Source organism: Streptomyces sp. NPDC048523 (assembly GCF_043199815.1).
GTDB lineage: Bacteria > Actinomycetota > Actinomycetes > Streptomycetales > Streptomycetaceae > Streptomyces.
This window is the reverse complement of sequence record NZ_JBICWQ010000004.1, coordinates 167,920-187,080: the sequence shown is the minus strand read 5'-3', so window position 1 is coordinate 187,080 and position 19,161 is coordinate 167,920. Positions and strand designations below refer to the sequence as shown.

Below are 19,161 nucleotides of genomic sequence, written 5' to 3'. Positions count from 1 at the left end.
CGGGTGGAAAGGGCTCCTGATCCACTACCAACGTATCCCCGGGTTACTTTTCCGGCGAGTTGGGCCGAGCGGGTGATCCAAGACGTCGGGCCGCGGCGGGTTCCTGGGCGATGACCGCACCGACGGTGATGGAGACGGCCACCACGACGCAGAGTCCGATCAGCCACGACAGCACGGTGAAGACCGCGCCGAGCGACCCGTACCGGTCAAGGCTGCGGTTGAGCGCGGCCGGCACGTAGAACTTCGCGATCACCGACAGCACGGTCAGGGCGACCCCGGTGAGGACCGCCCCGGGAAGCAGAGGCATCCAGGGAAGGCGACCGGCCAGGAGCAGGTGCTGGGTCCACCACCACACGGCCACCTCCACGGTCAGCAGGAGCGGCACGCCCAGCCACAGTCCGACGCCGAACCCCTCCCGCAACGGCCCCTGCAGAACGACGACGACAAGCCATACCGCGATCCACACAGGCCATCTCCACGCGGCGACACGGGCGCCCGCACTCGGCAACCGCCAGGCCCGCTGGCACAACCGCTGCATCGCGCGGCTGCAGGCGGTCGCGGAGAGCAGCACCATCAGTGCGCTGACGACCCCGGTGCTCTGCTGCAGATCGGCGGGGTTGGCCTGGTAGACCTTCTGCAGCTCGTGGTCGGCGGCGCCGTGGATGCCGAAAAGGTCGTGCACGGAGTCGATGATCTGGTTGCGCAGGCCCTGTGGGGCAAGAGAGGCGACCAGGAAGAGCAGGGGTACGGCGGTCAGGAAGGCCTGGGCCGCCAGCCGCGTCGCGGAGTCCAGCAGGTTCACCGCGATCAGGTGGGCGGTGAGGCGGGTGATCACCGGGAAGCGCTCCTCGGCGGTGCTGCGCAACCTGAGCAGTCGGCCCTTCAGATCCGCCGCCCGTTCGCGCCGTCGGCTCTTCCCGCCGTCCGCGGGCGAGCCGGATTCTCTGTCTGCGCGCATGCTGCTCCCGCTGTCCGGTCCGGGCGTCACGCCCGGGGCGCGACCGCCTCACCAGAGTGCCGCCCCGGGCGGCCGACGATGCCCGCGGCGCGGGCACGACTGTGCCGTACGGGTGAGGCGGGTGGTGGCGGCGTTTCCGGGGGGCCTCGGGCCGAGTCCGGCTGCGCACATGGCGGACCACAGGACCGGACAGTCGCCGTCTGGTGGGCAAAGCGTCCACCAGCTGACCGCCTGAATCCTGGGACGCCGGGCGATCGCCCCTCTGCCCTCTGCCGTCTGCCGTCTGCCGTCTGCCTTCACAGGATCGCGAGGGGGTTGACCGGGGAGCCGGTGGCCGTCGGCAGCCGGAGAGGGGCGATCACACAGAGGAACGTCCAGCGGCCCTCCCCCGCGCAGATCGGCGCGAGGTCCTCGAACCGCAGGTAGTCGAGCAGATGCAGTCCCATCGCGTGGACGGCGAGTACGTGCACGGGAAACGCGACGCCCTCCACCGGACTGGGGGCCGTGTCGCTGTTGCCGTCACTGCCGAGTACGGCCGCCTCTCGCTCGGCCAGGAACTCCATGGCGGTCGGGTGGAGTCCGGCACGGGCGTCGGACACGTCCCAGGGGCCGAGCTCCTCACGGCGTCGGCGGTGCCCGACGCGTACGAGGACGATGTCACCCCGGCCCACCCGGACCTCCTGCCGCGCCTCGGCCGCGGCGAGGTCCTCGGCCGTCACGCTCGTTCCGGGTTCGAGCCAGGGCACGCCGTGCAACCGGGGAACGTCGAGCAGGACCCCGCGCCCGACGATGCCGTCGCGGACCAGGTCGACGGAGAGCACGCTCGCTCCGGCCGGGGACAGGGCGTCCGCCGCCGGTGCACCGCCGTGCAGGGTGCCGTCGTAGATGACGTGGCACAGTGCGTCCAGGTGGCTGTTCACATCACCGTGGATGTTCATGGCGAAGCGGTCCCGCGCGAATTCCAGGCCCTTCTCCGCAGGTTCGGCGTCCGCCGGCGCCGTGAGCCGGTGCTCGGCCGGATCGGGGTCGTCCGGTCCGGGGCGGGTGTTCACCGGGGCCGCGAGCGACAGCGTACGTCCCGACCGCACCTCGCGGACGGCCGCCCGCACCTGTTCCCCGGTGATCGTGTCCAGGGCACCCCTGGAAGTGCCACCGCCGGGGGCCGTGGCACGCAGGCGGCGGTACAGCGACCGGAAATCGCCTTCGCTCAGCTCGTCGGGCGTTCGCATACCCCCACCCTCCGACAGGCGCCGGACACCGGCACGCCGAGTTGCCGGGGCCGGGGACCGCCGTGTTAATGGATGGGCGCCCCGACCGGGGCCGCAGGCCGCCGCACCGAACCGAACCGATCCGCGGAGTCCGGATGGACATGATCCATGTCCGAGCGGTGTGCCCGCCGGACCTCACCGAACGCACCATGGCCCTGCTGAGCGCCGAGACCTGCGTGCTGAATCTGCATCTGCAGACGGGCCGGGTAAGCAACCCCGAGGGCGACGCCATCGAGTGCGACGTGCTGACCGGAGCCGCGAACGAGGTGCTGCGCGGCCTGCGGGACCTCGGCCTGGAACACCGCGGCACCCTCGTGCTCGAGCCGGTGGACACGGTGTTCTCGGACCTCGCGGCCAGGACCGGGACCGAGGAACTCGGGGCCCGCCTGCGTGCGCCGGTGTGGGAGCAGGTGGAGGCCCGGATCCGGGCCGAGGGCAGGTACCCGCCGAGCTTCTACCTGTTCCTGGTCATCGCCGGGCTCATCGGCGCGGTGGGCATCATCACCAACTCGCAGATCCTCATCGTCGCGGCCATGGTGGTCGGACCCGAGTACGGGGCCATCACCAGCATCGCGCTCGGTATCGACCACCGCGCCCGGCCGCCGATCGAGCAGGGCCTGAAGGCGCTGCTCGTCGGCTTCCTGCTGGCCGTCGCCGCGACCTTGCTCTTCGCCCTGTTGGTCCGGGGCTTCGGACTGCAGCCCAAAGCCTTCGAACTGGGGCTCAGGCCCGTGTCGAGCCTGATCGACACCCCCAACTTCTTCTCCGCCGCGGTGGCGGTGCTGGCAGGGATCGTCGGCATCGTCTCCCTGGCCGAGGCCCGCACGAGCGCGCTGCTCGGTGTCTTCATCTCGGTGACCACGATTCCGGCGGCGGCCGACATCGGCGTCTCGACGGCGTTCGCCAGCTGGAACGAGGCCTGGGGCTCACTGCTGCAACTGCTGCTCAACATCGTCGTACTGATCGTGGTCGGGACCGGCACCCTCAAGTGTCAGCGGGCGATCTGGCGCCGGGTGAGCGCACGCCGACGCAAGCGGGCAGCCGGGCCGACGGCAGAGGAGGCCCTCTGATCCGCTCACTTGCCCGCGCGCCTGTCGCTGCGTGCGACAGCGGCCCGCACCCGGCTGAGAAGCTCCGGAAGATCGGCGGTGGCGTCCAGGGTCATGCCCGGCTCGTCCGGTTGCAGCGGTTCCAACGTCGCGAACTGCGACTCGACCAGCACGGCGGGCATGAAGTGACCGGTACGCCGGGACACCCTGTCCCGCGCGGTGGCCCGGTCCAGGGCGAGATACAGACACCACAGCCCGGCACCTGCGGCCGACCGAAGTTCGTCCCGGTAGGCACGCTTGAGCGCCGAACAGGCCATGACCAGCCCTTCGTGGGCCTCGGCGGACTGACGGATGCGCTCGGCAAGGGCGCGCAACCAGGGCTCGCGGTCGGCGTCGTCCAAGGGGTGGCCGGCGCTCATCTTCGCGATGTTCGCTGCCGGATGGAAGTCGTCGCCCTCGAGAAACGGCACTCCGAGCTGCTCGGCGACCGCCTTGCCGACGGTGGTCTTCCCGGAACCCGAGGCCCCCAGGACCACCACGCACGGCGACCCGTGGGCGGTGCGGGTCACAGGTTCACCGGTCCCGGTCACGGGCTCTCCGACTCGCGGCCGGGCGCCGTCTTCGGACCGGCCGGCCGCGGAGCCGCGAGTCCGGATCGCCACACGTCACTTATCACGACATCGCCTTCCGACCCGGTTCAGCGGGATCAGCCGGTGCGGGCCTCTCGGCTCCTTCCGGCGCACAGCGCCCAGATGACGAAGGCGTCCACGGCGATCAGCACGACGGCCCAGACGGGGTAGTACGGCAGCCACATGAAGTTGGCGATCATCGACAGGCCCGCGAGCGCGACGCCGATCACCCTCGCCCAGAGCGCTCCACCGAAGAGGGCGATGCCGGCGGCCAGGACGAGGACGCCGAGGACGAGGTGGATCCAGCCCCAACTCGTCAGAGAGAAGTTGTAGGTGTAGTTGCGAGTGGTGACGAACACGTCGTCCTCGGCGATGGCGGCGATGCCTTCGACAATCGCCATCGCTCCGCCGAAGATCATCATGACCCCGGCGAAAGCGGTCCAACCGGACGCCCACACTCCCCCGGTTCGGTGGTGGTGCATTCCCGCTGTAGTCATTTCTCGGGTCCTCCAGCATCGACCTCACCACTGACCTGCAACCGATCGGTGGCCCGTATTTCAGCGTGCCACGAGAACCGCCGACCGGCAGAACATGCACAGGTGCCTACGGTGTTCGATAAAAGAAATCTGTGCACCGAGAATTGCGCCCTGCTGAAAGTCGGCCGGTATTGCCACTGGTTTCGCACGGCTCGGGGCGAGCGTCGTCGGCCTTACGCTGAGAACAACCACCTGGGCCGGCAGATGACGGGCTCCGAGCGGCCGACGGCCCGATCACCCTTGCGGGCTCTCGCCGGCCCGTCCGCCCGGTGTCAGCAGGACGACCGTGTCTCCTGGCCGGGGCAGCGGTGTGCTGCCTGCCGTGACCGATCGAGGCGGCCGTCCTGCCGCACGAGGAACAGCGGAGCGCTGCCGGGCCGCACGGCGTCGTCGGCCGGCTGCCCGAGCACGGTTGCCCCTTCCGCGTATCTACGGGAGAACGTCGGCCACGTCAGATCCGGGCCGAACAGAACCTCGCCGCCGATGAACGGTGCCACCACGCCCTGGCTGTCGGCCGGTGCGTTCAGGCGGTGGACCGTACCTTCCACGCTGCCCCGCAGAAGCACCGCCGCCAATGCGTTGAAGTCGTCCTCGGCGGTGAGGAAGTACACCGCCGTGATGCCCTCCAGCTCGGCGGCCCCGCCCGTGGCGGCACCCAGCAGCTCACCGGGCGCCAGTTCGATCCCCGCCCGACGGATACGGTCGCGCTGTTCCTCCTCCCCTGCCCACATCAGGACCTCCAGTCCTGCCGCTTTCAGGGCCACGCCCAGGTCGACCACCCAGGGGGCACCTCCGACGAGCAGGGGCCGCGAGCGGGACGGGCGCACGACGCCCAGGCGCCGGGCGACGGGCGAGGCGGTCAGGCCGTAGACCGTCACGGTCGCGACGATGACCACGAAGGAGGCCGGAAGGATCTTCGACGCGCCGTCGATCCCCTTGGCGACGAGGCCCGCCGAGAACGTCGAGGCCGTGGCGGCCGCGACGATGCCGCGCGGGGCCATCCAGCCGACGAAGCCCCGTTCGCCGCGTGTCAGGTCGGTGCCGAGGGTGGACACGGCCGCGACCAGCGGCCTGACGACCACCACCAGAAAGGCGGCGAGGCCGAGCGCGGGCAGCCACACATGGCGCAGTGAGTGCGGGGTGACGGTGGCAGAGATGGAGATGAAGAGCAGGCCGAGGATCAGGCTGACCAGGGTCTCGAAGAACGGCCGGCGTGCGGGTGCGCTCATGCCCGGAAGGTTGGCGACGGCCAGGCCCATCACCACGGCGGCGATGAGTCCCGTGTCGTCCCGCAGCACATCGCACAGCGCCGCCACACCGATCACCGCGGCCAGTTGGGCTGTGGTGCCGAGGACCTCGCCGAGCCGCAGTACCCGGAACAACAGCCACAGCGAGGCCGCCCCGACGGCTCCTCCGGCCGCTCCGACGCCCACGCTGGCCAGGAACTGTGCCGCTCCGCTGCCGAGGTGGCGGGCCGAGCTCGCCAGGACCGCGTGGAAGACCAGTGCTCCCAGTACGCCACCAACCGGGTCGATGAGGGAGCCCTCCCAGGTCAGGATGTGCTGGAGACGGTCCTTCGGTCGCACAAAGCCGAGGAGCGGTCCTACGACCGTCGGTCCCGAGACCACGAGGATCGCGCCGATCATGACGGCCGCACGTCGGGACATCCCGAGCAGGGGCGCGGCGAGGAGCGTGCCGAGCAACCAGGTGATCAGGACACCGATCCAGAGCAGCCGGACGACGACGCGGCGGGTGTGGCCCTTGAGCCTCGCCAGATTCAGCCCGAGGCCCGCGTCGTAGAGGATCACGGCGACGGCCAGCGACACCAGCGGTGAGAACGCCGCCCCGAGCAGCTGCTCGGGATCGACGTCGTCGATCAGCGCGCCCGCGGCGAAGCCGACCGGCAGCAGCAGAATGAGGGCAGGGATGCGCAGGCGGCCTGCCAGGACCTGCGATCCGACGGCCAGGACGAGGATCAGGCCCACGCCGATGAGCACCTGGTCCGTTGTCACAGAAGGGCCTTTCGATGCGTGCTGGACGAGTCGGTGCTCTTGCCGTGGATCGGGTCGGGAGGCTCTGCTCACCGGGGCCGAGGCGGACGAGCAACAGGCTGCGGCGCTACAGGTTGTCCCCCGCTGCTCGGACGGCACCGGTGTCGGCGTCGGTGAGCTCCTCCAGCTCGCCCATCGTGTCGAGCCGGTACAGCACTACCAGCGCCGGACCGACCAGGACGATCGCGATGGCGGTGACGATCACCAGCCAGCGCAGGGTGGGGGCGGCGCCCGCCGCTTCGGCCACCGTCAGCGAGGTGGGCAGCGCATAGGGCCGCTGCGCGCAGCCCCAGGCGCCGACGGTCAGGGCGACACTCGCCACCGAGGTGTAGCGGGTCCAGCCGTGGGACCGGCGCAGCAGAAGCAGCACCGTCGCCAGTCCGCAGACCCCGGCCAGGATGATCAGCAACAGGCCCAGGCCCCCGGTGAGGCCGTCCCAGACGTACCGGGCGTCGTCGTGGGTGACGGGCAGGGCGATGAGCGCGAGGACCACCACGGCGCCGAAGGCGATCAGTGCCCGTACGCGGAAGTAGTCGACGAGATCGTGCGCGCCGAACCGCAGGGCGTCGGAGCAGAGGAAGACCGCCCCGAGGAACGCGGTGGCCGCGACGGCCAGCAGGCCCGTGAGAACGGAGGTTCCATTGGCCCAGGCGTCCGCGGAGGCGGTCGTGCCGACCTCGACCCGGCCCGAGGCGATGCCACCGAGCACCGCCCCCAGGAAGAACGGGGTCACCAGTGACGAGACGGCGAACATCGCCCCGTAGATGCGTCGTTGGGCCAGGCGTCGGGTCGGCTTGCGCAGGGCGAACCCGGCGCCGCGGAGCACCAGGCCGACGGCGGCGAGGGCGAGCGGCAGCCACAGGGCGGAGAAGACGGCTTGGAACACCGTCGGGAAGCCGGTCCACATGATGACCAGGACGAAGATCAACCAGACGTTGTTGGCCTCCCAGACCGGTGCCATCGCGTGGTCGATGAGCCGGCGGGGCCGCTTGCCGCGCTCCGCGCCCCCGGCCAGGAGGTCCCAGAAGCCGGCGCCGTAGTCGGTGCCTCCGGCGCAGGCGTAGGCGGCGATCGCGAGCACCAGTACCCATGCGATGAACTCGGCCATCACGACGCACCGCCTGACGTGTGGCCGGACCCGCCGTCGGGCGCGGCCCCGGTGGCTGCGGGTTCGGGCTCGCTTCGGGGCCCGTACGGGGTGTCGGCCTCCGGGGAAAGATCGGCGCGGGCGACGGCCGAGCCCTCGTCGGCGATGCGCCATCGGGTGCGCATCTTCAGGACGACGGCGAGGAACGCGCCGAACACCAGCGCGTACACGGCCATGACGATGCCGAGCATGGTCCAGAGCCCCGAGGCGTGGGTGCTGGTCACCGCCTCCGAGACCCGCATGTGGTTGTAGACGATCCAGGGCTGACGGCCGACCTCCGTGGTGATCCACCCGCACTCCACGGTGACCAGGCAGGAGACGCCCGCGAGCGCGGCGCAGCGGTAGAACCAGCGGCCACCGGGGTTGTCCCGGTGCCGCCACCAGGACCAGGCGTACCAGAGCGCGAGCAGGATGAGGAGGCTGCCGATGGTGACCATGATGTCGAAGGCCCAGTGGGCGATGGTGGCCTGGACGGCGGTGGGACGGTCGGCAGCCGGCACCGAGGTCAGTCCCGTCACCTGCGTGCTGGGCTTGAAGCCCGCCAGGATCGAGTCCAGTTGGGGGATCCTGAGTCCGCCGGAGATCGTCCCGTCACTGTTCAGCCGTCCGAACATGTACTCGGGCACATGGGTGTCGGTCTTCCAGACGATCTCAGTGGCGGCGAACTTGATCGGCTGCTTGTGGAACACGGCGCGAGCGGCGGAGTCGCCGAGCATGAACTGGACCGGTGTGAGGATCGCGGCCACCGTGAACGGCAACGTGAATCCGAGCCGGTGGTATCGGTCCCGGCGCCCGCGCAGCCAGCCGACCGCGTACACACCGGCGACCACGTAGGCGGCGGTCAGGAGCATCGCGACGACGAAGTGCCAGTACTCCGGGCCGAAGATCGGTGTGAAGATCGCCTGCCGTACGTCGACATGGACCGGCTTGCCCTGGGCGTCGAGGCTGAACCCCTGGGGGGTGTTCATCCAGGAGTTGGCCGCGATGATGCCGAACGCGCCCATCAGGGCGGCGAGCGGCAGCGGTACGGCCAGCCAGAAGTGCGTCCAGGGCTTGAGCCGGCGCCAGCCGTAGAGGTAGATCGCGATCAGTACGGCCTCCAGGAAGAACGCCCACGCCTCGACGCCGAACCCGAGGCCGAAGACGTCGCCCCAGCGGCCCATCATGCCGGGCCACAGCAGGCCGAACTCGAAGGACAGCACGGTGCCGGTGATGATGCCGATGGCGAACTGAACGGCCATCACCGCCGACCAGCGCCGGGCGAGCAGGAGGGCGACGGGATCGTTGCGTCGCAGCCCCCGGTGGTGCATCAGCAGGGTGATGAACGGCAGTGCCACACCGAACGGGACCAGCAGGATGTGTGAGGCCAGGGTGAAGGCCATCAGCTCGCGGGCCGGCAGGAGTTGGTCCGGCGTGTTCGCGAGAAGGACCGCTGAGCGGAACATGTACGCCTCGGAGGTCTGCCCCGTACGTGCAGGCGGGGCTGGGGAAGGACGGGTTCATTGAGGGGGTGGCCCGGCGGCAGGAGCGTCGGAGTCGGTCAGGGTGAAGGCGCGTTCGCGGCGCGAGCCGGTGGCGAAGGCGACGGACCAGCTGAGCACCGCTCCCAGCCTGCTGCGGAAGCCGGTGAGGAAGGCCAGGTGGATGAAGAGCCAGACGAGCCAGCCGCTGAAGCCCGAGAGATGCAGCGGACCGGCCTTGACCACGGCCCGGCCGCGGGCGATGTAGGCGGCGCTGCCGAGATCCACGTACGTGAAGGGCTTCGGCTTCTTCGTCCTGCCTTCGACCTGATGCCGCACCGTCCGGCCCGCGTAGGCGCCCGACTGCATGGCGACCTCGGCCAGGCCCGGCAGATGGTTCAGGCTCATCACGTCGCCCGTGACGCGGATCTCCGGATGGCCGGGAACGGTGAGGTCGGGTTCGACCAGGATGCGTCCGGCCCGGTCCTGTTCGGCACCGGTCGCACGGGCCAGGGCGGTCGCGATCGGCGGCGCCTCGACGCCCGCCGTCCACAGCACGGTGCGCGCGCCGAACCAGGTCGCCTTGCCGTCGTGGTCTCGTACCGTCAGGCCGCGCGCGTCGAGGTCGGTGACCCTCGTGCCCAGGTGGAGTTCCACACCGAGCCCCCGCAGCGTTCGGGCCGCGCGGTGGGCCAGTGCCGGGCCGAACGCGCCCAGTACGGCGTCGGACCCCTCGAAGAGCAGCACCCGCGCCGTGGCGGAGTCGATCTTCTGGAACTCCCGGTCGAGGGTGTGGCCGGCGATCTCGCGGATCTGTCCCGCGAGTTCCACACCGGTCGGCCCGCCACCGACGAGCGCGAAGGTGAGCCAATGCTGCCGTTCGCGGTCGTTCGCCGCCGTTTCGGCCATCTCGAACGCCCGGTAGATCCGTCGGCGGATCTCGAGCGCGTCGTCGAGGGTCTTCATGCCGGGAGCATGCGCGGCGAACTCGTTGCGCCCGAAGTAGGACTGGCGCATCCCCACCGCGAGGATCAGTTCGTCGTACGGCAGCACGAGGACTCCGCCGTCGGGCCGCCGGGCGTGGACCAGCCGGGCGCCGGCATCCACGTCGGTGGCCTCGGCGAGCACGCACCTCACGTTGTGGTGGCGCCGCAGGACCCCGCGCAGCGGCTGGGCGATCTGCCCCTCGGAGAGGATCCCGGAGGCGCACTGGTACAGCAGTGGCTGGAAGAGGTGGTGGGCGCGGCGGTCGACCACGGTCACCGCGACCGGTGACTTCCGCAGGGCACGGGCGGCGAACAGTCCGGCGAACCCCCCGCCGAGGATCACCACCCGGCGGGGCGTGATGTGATCCTGCACCGGAGCTCAGCCTCCGGTGGCGAAGCCGGGGAAGAGCGTCATTCCGCCGTCGACGTAGAGAGTGCTGCCGACCACGTAGTCGAGCAGGTCGGACGCCATGGCGACGACGGCGTTGGCGATGTCGTCCGGATCGCCCACCCGGCGGTACGGGATCAGGCGCAGCAGGTCGGCCTCGGCCTCGGGGGTGTCCCAGGCATCACGGTTGATCGGTGTCCGGATGGCGCCGGGTGCGACGGCGTTGACCCTGATCCGCTTGGGTGCCAGCTCCTGGGCGAGGGTCTGCATCAGCATGCCGACCCCGCCCTTGGAGGAGGCGTAGTTCACGTGGCCCGCCCACGGGACGATCTGGTGGACCGAGCTCATGCAGATGATCTTTCCCGCCGAGCGGGAGACCTCCTCCACCACTCCGCGCCGGATGAACTCCTTGGCCGCCTCCCGCGCGCACAGGAACTGGCCGGTCAGGTTGACGTCGATGACCTTCTGCCACTGGGCGAGCGTCATCTCCGTCACGGCCGCGTCCCGCTGAAGGCCCGCGTTGGCCACCATGATGTCGATGGTGCCGAACTCCTCGACCATCCGCGCGACCATGGCGGTCACCTGGTCCTCGTCGGACACGTCGGCCTCGTGGGCGTAGGCGCGGACGCCGAGGCTCTCGATCTCCTTCACGACCTTCTCGGCCTCGTCCGCACCGACGACGTAGTTCACCACGACGTCCGCTCCGGCCCGGCCCAGGGCAACGGCGGTCGCCAGGCCGATGCCCGAGTTGGCCCCGGTGACCAGTGCTTTCTGGCCCCTGAGAAGTTGTGCGGACGTCGTGCCGCGGCTCTCGACTTTCGTTGTCATCGCGATGTCTCCTCGGACGTTTCGGACGGCACGCCCTCAGGAATCGGGCGGGGCATGAGCTGGGCCGGGCCACGGCCGGCCCACCAGGACAGGCACAGGAGCCGGCCGTCGCACACCCGGCCTCAGACGAAAGCACCCCGCGTCGCGGGCGGCACCGACCGGCACACGGTGCCGCCGATCTGGGCGGGGCATGTCACACCGTCGGGCTACCGGCGGCCGGGCCGTGCCTCGGCCCGCGCGGCAGCCGAAGCGGCCGTCGCGTGCGACGGCCCCGTGGTTGTCGTATTCAGCCCGGTGGCGCCTGCCACGACCATCGGGCGTGGCAGGTCCAGGAGGCGGCGCCGGACCTAGCGGGCGACCGACCCGTTCTGGGCGTCGGACGCGGTCTGCCACGCCCGCGCGCCCGCCAGGGACGCCTCCTTGGCCTGTCGCCACTTCATGGCTGCCTGCTGGGAGGGGGGCACGTCCATCTCACGGATCATGCGCCGGCCGGCCGAGAACACGGCGAAGGCCGCGACGCCCATGCCGGCGCACGCCACCGCGGCACCGGCCGCGGTGAGCACGGCGCCGGTCCTGATGAGCCGGGTGTCGATCTCGATCATCCGCTGAGACTGGCGGTAGTTCTGGTTCATGGCTCCACCTTCCAACGGGGGGAGCCGCCTCGCATCCCGACCAACGGCCCGGCGGTTGCCTGGGGGCTTCACTCCAGGCAACCCCGAATCCGTCAGGTGCGGGTCCAGTGCTGGTTGCTTCCGTTCGAGCAGGAGTAGAGCTGGATCAGGGTGCCGTTGGCGGTGCCGTTCGCGACGGCGTCGAGGCAGAGGCCGGACTGGACGCCGACGATGGAGCCGTCGGAGTCGAGGCGCCATTTCTGGTTGTCGGCGCCCCAGCAGCTGTAGATCTGGACCCTGGTGCCGTTGCCGGTGCCGCCCGCGTCCAGGCACTTGTTGCCGTAGACCCTGAGCTCACCGGCGGCGGTGTACGTCCACTGCTGGTTGGTGCCGTTGTTGCAGTCCCAGAGTTGGAGCTGGGTACCGTCGGTGGTGCTGCTGCTGGGCACGTCCAGGCAGCGGCCCGACCCGACGCCCTTGATCGTTCCGGAACCCGAAGGGGGCGTGGTGGTGCCGCCGTTGAGTGCGTTGAGGACGGCGGTGTAGGCGGGCTTCTTGCTGCCGTCGCCGTTGAAGAGGAGCGGCGTGTCCTGGGATCGCCAGGAGTCGGTGTCGCGCACGCCCCAGACGGTGATGCCGAGGCAGCGCGAGACGGCCAGGCAGTCGTTGGTCACGTTGGCGTACGTCGTGGCCGAGGCACCCTGGATGTCGAGTTCGGTGATGGCCACGTCGACGCCGAGAGCGGCGAAACTCTGCAGGGTGGTGCGGAAGTTGCTGTTGTAGGGGCTGCCGCTGTTGAAGTGCGACTGGAAGCCGACGCAGTCGATCGGCACGCCGCGCTGCTTGAAGTCCCGCACCATGGCGTACACGGCCTGGGTCTTGGCCCAGGTCCAGTCCTCGATGTTGTAGTCGTTGTAGCAGAGCTTGGCCGCCGGATCCGCGGCGCGAGCGGTGCGGAAGGCGGCCTCGATCCAGTCGTTGCCCGTGCGTTGCAGGTTGGAGTCGCGCCGGGCTCCCGAACTGCCGTCGGCGAAGGCCTCGTTCACGACGTCCCATTGCGCGATCTTGCCCTTGTAGTGGGCCATCACGCCGTTGATGTGGTCGTTCATGGCCTGGCGCAGTGTGCTGCCGCTGAGGCTCTGCATCCAGCCGGGCTGCTGGGAGTGCCAGGCAAGGGTGTGGCCGCGCACCTTCTTGCCGTTCTGCACCGCCCAGTTGTAGACGCGGTCGCCAGCGGTGAAGTTGAACTGGCCTCGCTGCGGTTCGGTGGCGTCGATCTTCATCTCGTTCTCGGCCGTCACCATGTTGAACTCGCGGCCGGCGATCGTCGTGTACGCCGAGTCGCCCAGTCTGCCCGAGGCGATGGCGGTGCCGAAGTACCGGCCGCTCTGCGCCGCCGCGGCGCCGAGCGTGTTCTCGGCGGCGTGTGCGGTCGGTGGTGGCGGGGCCAGTGCGGCGACCGCGCCGAGGACACCGACGGCCAGCGCCGGCACCAGGCCGCGGATCTTCCGGCGGATGACGGTTCTGGGAAGGGCAGACGAGCGCATGGCTGTGCCTCCAAGGTGGACATCACGCAAGGACTGAAGCGCAGGGGAATGTGTCGTCCATCAGTCACGGGGCAGACCGGGACGATCGCGACTACGGCCGGCACGGTTCGGTATCTCGAACTGTGGCCGCTTTCTCAGACAGGGATGATTGAGGCATTGACGAGGCATCGTCAATACTCCGCGCAGAAGAAGTTTCCGTTCGTCGCCCGAAAGTTTCCGGAACCCCCTTCGCGTGGGCAGATCGGTGACAGGCCTTGACCGGAGGGCCCCGCATTCCTAGCTTGTGGCGTCGAGCCATCCGGGAATTCTTCGAAACTTTCGGATTGTCCCCGCCCCTCAAAGGAGGCCCCGCGATGTTGTTGCGCCACCCGTCCCCGGTCCGCCTCAGACGATTACTGGCCGTCCTCGCGCCCCTGCTGCTCCTGGCCGCCTTCCTCGGCGCCCAGCCCGCCGAGGCGGCGACCGTAGACCCCAACGCCTCATATGTGCTGGTCAACCGCAACAGCGGCAAGGCCCTGGACGTCTACAACATGGCGACCGAAGACGGCGCCCGCATCACCCAGTGGACCAGGAACGATCAGGCCCAGCAGCAGTGGCAGTTCGTCGATTCCGGGGGCGGCTACTACCGCATCAAGTCCCGCCACTCGGGCAAGGTCCTGGACGTCTACAACTGGTCCACCGCGAACGGCGGCTCGATCGTCCAGTGGGCCGACCTGAACGCCGCCAACCAGCAGTGGCGGCTGGCCGACAGCTCGGACGGCTACGTGCGGTTCATCTCGCGCCACAGCAACAAGGCCCTCGAAGTACAGGGGGCTTCCACCGCCGACAACGCCAACACCGTCCAGTACGACGACTGGGGCGGCGCCAACCAGCAGTGGCAGCTCGTCAAGGTCGGCGACGACTCCAGTGCATGCGATCTTCCGTCGACGTACCGCTGGTCATCGACGGGCGCACTGGCGCAGCCCAAGGCCGGGTGGGTCTCCCTCAAGGACTTCACCGTCGCCCCCTACAACGGCAAGCAACTGGTCTACGCGACGACGCACGACACGGGGACGAGTTGGGGTTCGATGAACTTCAGCCCGTTCACCAACTGGTCGGAGATGGCCTCGGCCGGCCAGAACACGATGTCGTCCTCGACCGTCGCGCCCACGCTCTTCTACTTCGCGCCGAAGAACATCTGGGTACTCGCCTACCAGTGGGGCGGGAGCGCCTTCTCCTACCGGACATCGAGCGATCCCACCAACCCGAACGGCTGGTCGTCTCCGCAGGTGCTCTTCTCCGGAAGCATCTCCGGCTCCGGAACAGGGCCCATCGACCAGACGCTCATCGGTGACGGGACGAACATGTACCTGTTCTTCGCCGGTGACAACGGCAAGATCTACCGGGCCAGCATGCCGATCGGGAACTTCCCGGGCAGTTTCGGCTCGAGCTACACCACGATCATGAGCGATACGACGAACAACCTGTTCGAAGCTCCGCAGGTCTACAAGCTGCAGGGCCAGAACCGCTACCTCATGATCGTCGAGGCTATCGGCTCTCAGGGCCGCTACTTCCGCTCGTTCACGGCCACGAGCCTGAACGGCTCATGGACACCCCAGGCCGCGACGGAGAGCAACCCCTTCGCCGGCAAGGCCAACAGTGGCGCCACCTGGACCAACGACATCAGCCATGGCGAACTGATCCGCACCAGCGCCGATCAGACCTTCACCGTCGATCCCTGCAACCTGCAGTTCCTCTACCAGGGGCGCAGCCCCAGCTCCGGCGGGGACTACGGCCTCCTGCCCTACCGTCCGGGTCTGCTGACACGGCAGCGCTGACGGCGTGGCGGGCTCGGCGAAAGGCCGGGCCCGCCATGGTTCAGCGTGGAGTCAGGCCACGTCGGCGTACACCATGTGGTGGTCCGAGACCGGGCTCGGATGCACTCGCTGCCTGAGGGGGACGTACCCCCGCAGGAACACGTAGTCGAACTTGCTCTGCCAGTCGGTAGTGGGCTCGCAGGTGCCGTCGGACCCGAGGCGGCACTGGGGGTCGGCGTCCTTGGCCAGTGCAAACATCCGGGTGAGCTCATAGGCGTCCGGCACGGCGTTGAAGTCGCCGATGACGATCGCGCGGTCGTGCCGGGCGACCTCCTTGGCGAGGACGGCTACCTGCTCCGCCCGGACCGCCTCCTGACGCCGTTCGGCGAGGTGGGTGTTGAAGACCCGGACCGGGCGGCCGCCCACCGTGGTGGTGACCTCCATGTAGCCACGGTCCTCGGAGCCGCCGTCGGGATATTCCTCGGTGACGACATCGGTCATCGGGGCCGCCGAGAGGATCGCCTCGCCGTAGCCGCCCGGGTTCCAGGGCGCTCCCCCGCAACGGCCCCAGCTCTGCAGAACCGCCCCGTACTCGACGTGGTAGACGAGCCCGTGCAGGTTCTCCAGATACTCCCGGATCTTCTCGACGTCACCCACGCACGCCTCCTGCAGGCCGATGACCTGGGGCGCGAACGCGGCGATCTCCGCCGCCCGGTCGTCGTTGCCCGTCTCGCAGGGGTTGCAGAGGTTCCACGTCATGACCCGGTTCGGTACGGCGTCCCGGACAGACTTGGCGGGCAGTGCTTTGGCGTCGAGGGATCCGCTCGGGGCGCTGGGGCCCGAAAGGACCATCCAGGCCACGACCATGGCGCCCACGAGCAACCACGTGCCCTTTCCGAGCACCATCGCCTCCCCGACGCGGATTCCCCAGGCCAACTGACGTCTGCGTGAACCATGCTAGGCGACGCGGACTCACTCCTCGTCGCGCAGCCGGGCCGCCAGGGAGGCCAGCGTCTCGGTCTCCTCGGTGTGGCCGAGGGCGGTCAGGTGGGCGACCGCCGCGTCGAGGCGGGTGAGGGCGGGGGCCGGGCGTTTCAGGTAGAGGCCCTCCACGGCGCCCGCGAGGCGGACACACTCGGCCCACTCACCGGCCCGGTCGTCCTCCGGTCCGAGTTCGCCGAGCAGGGTCAGCGCCTTGTCCAGGGCGGCCAGCGCGTCCTCGTACGCGCCCGCGTAGGCGTTGACCCGCCCGTGCTCGTAAGCCAGGGCGGTGTCCAGGGAGCGGCCGCGGGCCTCGTACCCGGCGGCGCGGGCCTCGTCGGCGATCCGGCCGGCGTCGGCGAGGAAGGCACGGGCGTCGGCCAGGCCCTCGGGGCCCTGCTGCTGGGCCTGGAGGCGGGCGAGTTCCCGCAGGCAGTTGCTGAGCAACTCGTAGCGCGGGTCCCGGGCGTGGGCGGCGATCGCCTGGTCCGCGGCCTCGCGGGCCGGGCCGAACTCGCCGGACTCGCCGAGGAGTACGGCCGTCTCGGCGGCGATCATCGCGTGGCTGCCCGGGTCGTCGTCCCAGCCGGCGGACTCGGCCGCGAGTGCGGCGAACTCGGCCGTGGCGGCCTTGAGGTCCTCCCCCGTGCGCAGTGCGCGGGCGCGGGTCAGGCGCAGTTGGGCGGCGAGCCGGTCGTCCAGCTCTCCGGAGACGACGTCCGGTTCGGCCAGCAGGGAGTCGAGCAGGGCGATGCAGTCCTCGACACGGCCCAGGTCGAGGCTGAGCTGGGCGGCGTTGCTGTAGGTGCAGAACGCGTCGATCCGGTTGCCGCCGCGGAGGTTCACCTCCGCCGAGCGCGTCAGGTGCCGCAGCGCCTCGTCGGGGCGGCCCAGGTGCATGCAGGCCTCGGCGAGATCACCGTGCAGGCGGCCGGTGTCGACCGTGTCGGCGGGCCAGTCGGCGGCCAGTCGCAGCGCTTCGGTGAGGTTCGCGTGCGCGGTCTGCGTGTCCTGGAGCACGAGCTGGAGCCGGCCGCGCAGCCCGAGGGTGCGGGGCAGGTGCCAGGCCGGGCCGTGCGCCTTCAGCCGGTCCAGGAGGGCGTCGATCTCCGTGACCGCGGCGGGCAGGTCGCCGGAGATGGCGTGGGTGCTCGCCCGCAGCAGCAGGGCACCGGAGATCTGCCCGGCGAGGTCGTGCCGGGTGGCGAAGGCGTGCAGCAGCTCCGTCTCGGCGAAGACCGGTGCGACGTGCTCCTTGCTTCCCGTCGTCTGCAGGCGCAGGCCGAGCGCGGTCGCCCGCAGCCGCAGCAGACGGGCCTCCAGGTAGGGAGCGAGACCGGCCGTCTCCTCGTGCAGGCGGACCACGGACGCGTGGGCGGCACTCAGCGCGGCCGCCTTCGCCTCGGTGTCGTCCCCGTTCTCTTCGGGGATCTGGGCGGTGGCGAGCAGGGCGCAGGCGCGGGCGATCGCCGCGTGACCGGGCTCCGCGGCGTCGTCGTAGAGGGCCGCGGCCTCCTCGTCGAGCGCGGCGGCTTCGGCGAAATCGTCCTTGTTGGCCGCCGAGGTCGCCTCGTCGGCCAGCAGGTCGGCGCGCAGCCGGACCAGCGGGCCCACGGCCGGGTCGTCGGGGTGGGTGTAGCCGCGGGCGGCGACCAGGGTGCGCAGCCGGGCAAAGCAGGCCTGGGCGTCCGGGTGTCCCTGTTCGTCCAACCTCCTTGCCTGAAGGATGAGTTCGGGCAGGGCATCGGGAACCGCAGCGGTCGTACGGGAGGCCGGTGCGGTGACCGGGGCGGCCGGGGCGACGTCGTCGAGGCTGCGGGTGCGCAGGGTCAGTTCGAGCGCGTCGAGGAGCGGGGCCCGGCCGAGGCGGGCCCTGCGGCGGCCGGTGTGGGCCGGAGTTCCGTTGCGGGCGTCGAAGCGGGCGGCGAGATCGTCCGCGCGGCCGCGCACCTCGGCGTGCAGCGCGGACACCGTCCAGGTGCGGCCGGGGTATCCGGAGGCGGGCAGTTCGCCGTGGCCGAGGTGCTCGACGCGCTGGAGGAGGACCTCGACGCCGGTGAGGAAGTCGAGCTGGTCCAGGGGCGAGTCGACCTCGTCGAACAGGTTCCGGTTCTCGGCGAGCAGTTCCAGGCCGCGGGCCTCGTTGCCGGTCAGCGCGCAGAACTCCAGGTGCCGGCCGACCTCCCCGGACATCGAGGGGTTGCGGCGGCAACCGCGGTAGCCGGCGAGGTGCAGTTCGCGGGCCCGGTCGGCGGCACCGGTGCGCAGCAGGGGCAGCAGCGCGTGGGAGAGAGAACGGGCCGGCTCCTCCTGACAGGACTCCTTGCCGTTCAGGACGGGCTCCCAGGTGCGCAGGGCCCGCTCGTCGTCGCCCGCCGCGAGGTGGAACAGGGCGCGCTCGCAGATCTCGCAGGCCTCGCAGTCGCTGAGCCGGGTGCGGGCGCGGCCCGCCCACAGCTCGTAGGCGGCGGTGGTGTCCTCGCCGACGTGGGCGGCGAGTTGATAGGCCTGGCTGTAGTACGGCTGGAGGCCGAGGCCGGCCTTCTCGTAGCGGTCGCGCATCTCGGTCAGCCACTGGCGCAGGCTGGCCAGCGGTATCTCCGGCAGCTGACGCAGGGCGTGGCCCACCCACTTGAACCGCCAGAACAGCAGGTGGCGCAGGCGCTCGTCGAAGATGTCGGGCTGCTCGTCGAAGAGGGTGAGCAGACGGGCGAAGACGACGGGCGACTTACGGGGTTCCGAGCCGTAGGTGTACGCCTCCTGGAGTTCGAGGAGGGCGTGGATCAGCGGTACGGGCTCCTCGAACTGCTCGGCGGCGTCGACGAGTTCCTCGGCCGTGACGGTGCGGGTGCGGCCGTAGGGGCGCTCGTCATTGTCCTGGAGCGCCTGGTACAGCTCGTCGGTGGTCTGGATCGCGGTGGGCATC

The 19,161-nt window shown here is 70.3% G+C and carries 14 protein-coding genes and 1 pseudogene; 2 read left to right on the top strand and 13 right to left on the bottom strand.

Annotated features, from left to right (window positions below; translation table 11 throughout):
- Positions 1-43: 43 nt before the first annotated feature.
- Both ACGFWE_RS21720 and ACGFWE_RS21715 read right to left on the bottom strand, forming a co-directional pair.
- Positions 44-958 (bottom strand): YhjD/YihY/BrkB family envelope integrity protein, encoded by a 915-nt coding sequence (locus ACGFWE_RS21720; RefSeq protein WP_393601021.1) that lies wholly within the window; start codon positions 956-958, stop codon positions 44-46.
- 296 nt (positions 959-1,254) lie between these two features.
- Positions 1,255-2,187 carry a cyclase family protein gene (locus tag ACGFWE_RS21715; RefSeq protein WP_393601019.1) on the bottom strand — a complete coding sequence of 311 codons (933 nt, stop codon included), beginning with the start codon at positions 2,185-2,187 and terminating at the stop codon, positions 1,255-1,257.
- A 134-nt stretch (positions 2,188-2,321) separates the two neighbouring features.
- Here ACGFWE_RS21715 and ACGFWE_RS21710 point away from each other — a divergent pair, with 134 nt between their 5' ends.
- Entirely contained in the window at positions 2,322-3,296 is a 975-nt protein-coding gene (locus tag ACGFWE_RS21710) for a DUF389 domain-containing protein (RefSeq protein WP_352386810.1), read from the top strand.
- 5 nt (positions 3,297-3,301) lie between these two features.
- Here the strand turns inward: ACGFWE_RS21710 and ACGFWE_RS21705 are convergent, their stop codons facing one another.
- The 9 genes and pseudogenes from ACGFWE_RS21705 to ACGFWE_RS21665 all read right to left on the bottom strand — a co-directional run bounded on the left by ACGFWE_RS21705 (position 3,302) and on the right by ACGFWE_RS21665 (position 13,458).
- Positions 3,302-3,865 carry a gluconokinase gene (locus ACGFWE_RS21705; protein ID WP_352386812.1) on the bottom strand — a complete coding sequence of 188 codons (564 nt, stop codon included), beginning with the start codon at positions 3,863-3,865 and terminating at the stop codon, positions 3,302-3,304.
- 116 nt (positions 3,866-3,981) lie between these two features.
- Entirely contained in the window at positions 3,982-4,401 is a 420-nt protein-coding gene (locus ACGFWE_RS21700) for a hypothetical protein (RefSeq protein WP_393601017.1), read from the bottom strand.
- A gap of 273 nt (positions 4,402-4,674) precedes the next feature.
- Positions 4,675-6,452: pseudogene (locus ACGFWE_RS21695) on the bottom strand (cation:proton antiporter).
- A 106-nt stretch (positions 6,453-6,558) separates the two neighbouring features.
- On the bottom strand, positions 6,559-7,599 hold the full coding sequence (locus ACGFWE_RS21690) for a cytochrome d ubiquinol oxidase subunit II (protein WP_393601015.1): 1,041 nt from the start codon (positions 7,597-7,599) through the stop codon (positions 6,559-6,561).
- Positions 7,599-9,083, bottom strand: coding sequence for a cytochrome ubiquinol oxidase subunit I (locus ACGFWE_RS21685; protein WP_393601013.1), 1,485 nt, complete (start codon positions 9,081-9,083; stop codon positions 7,599-7,601). Before ACGFWE_RS21685 ends, ACGFWE_RS21690 begins: the two co-directional genes overlap by 1 nt.
- A gap of 54 nt (positions 9,084-9,137) precedes the next feature.
- Entirely contained in the window at positions 9,138-10,457 is a 1,320-nt protein-coding gene (locus ACGFWE_RS21680) for an NAD(P)/FAD-dependent oxidoreductase (protein ID WP_393601011.1), read from the bottom strand.
- A gap of 6 nt (positions 10,458-10,463) precedes the next feature.
- On the bottom strand, positions 10,464-11,300 hold the full coding sequence (locus ACGFWE_RS21675; protein WP_352386824.1) for an SDR family oxidoreductase: 837 nt from the start codon (positions 11,298-11,300) through the stop codon (positions 10,464-10,466).
- A gap of 347 nt (positions 11,301-11,647) precedes the next feature.
- A complete protein-coding gene (locus tag ACGFWE_RS21670) occupies positions 11,648-11,932 on the bottom strand; it encodes a hypothetical protein (protein WP_352386826.1) in 285 nt (94 codons plus the stop codon).
- Positions 11,933-12,024: 92 nt separating this feature from the next.
- Complete coding sequence (locus ACGFWE_RS21665; RefSeq protein ID WP_352386828.1) at positions 12,025-13,458, bottom strand: endo-1,4-beta-xylanase; 1,434 nt, start codon at positions 13,456-13,458, stop codon at positions 12,025-12,027.
- A gap of 353 nt (positions 13,459-13,811) precedes the next feature.
- Between ACGFWE_RS21665 and ACGFWE_RS21660 the strand changes: the two genes are divergently transcribed.
- Positions 13,812-15,275 (top strand): non-reducing end alpha-L-arabinofuranosidase family hydrolase, encoded by a 1,464-nt coding sequence (locus ACGFWE_RS21660; RefSeq protein ID WP_352386830.1) that lies wholly within the window; start codon positions 13,812-13,814, stop codon positions 15,273-15,275.
- A 51-nt stretch (positions 15,276-15,326) separates the two neighbouring features.
- On the opposite strand, the gene ACGFWE_RS21655 is transcribed toward ACGFWE_RS21660, so the two are convergent.
- Both ACGFWE_RS21655 and ACGFWE_RS21650 read right to left on the bottom strand, forming a co-directional pair.
- Positions 15,327-16,160 (bottom strand): endonuclease/exonuclease/phosphatase family protein, encoded by an 834-nt coding sequence (locus tag ACGFWE_RS21655; RefSeq protein WP_393601008.1) that lies wholly within the window; start codon positions 16,158-16,160, stop codon positions 15,327-15,329.
- 66 nt (positions 16,161-16,226) lie between these two features.
- Complete coding sequence (locus ACGFWE_RS21650) at positions 16,227-19,160, bottom strand: hypothetical protein (protein WP_393601006.1); 2,934 nt, start codon at positions 19,158-19,160, stop codon at positions 16,227-16,229.
- Between the last annotated feature and the right edge of the window lies 1 nt (position 19,161).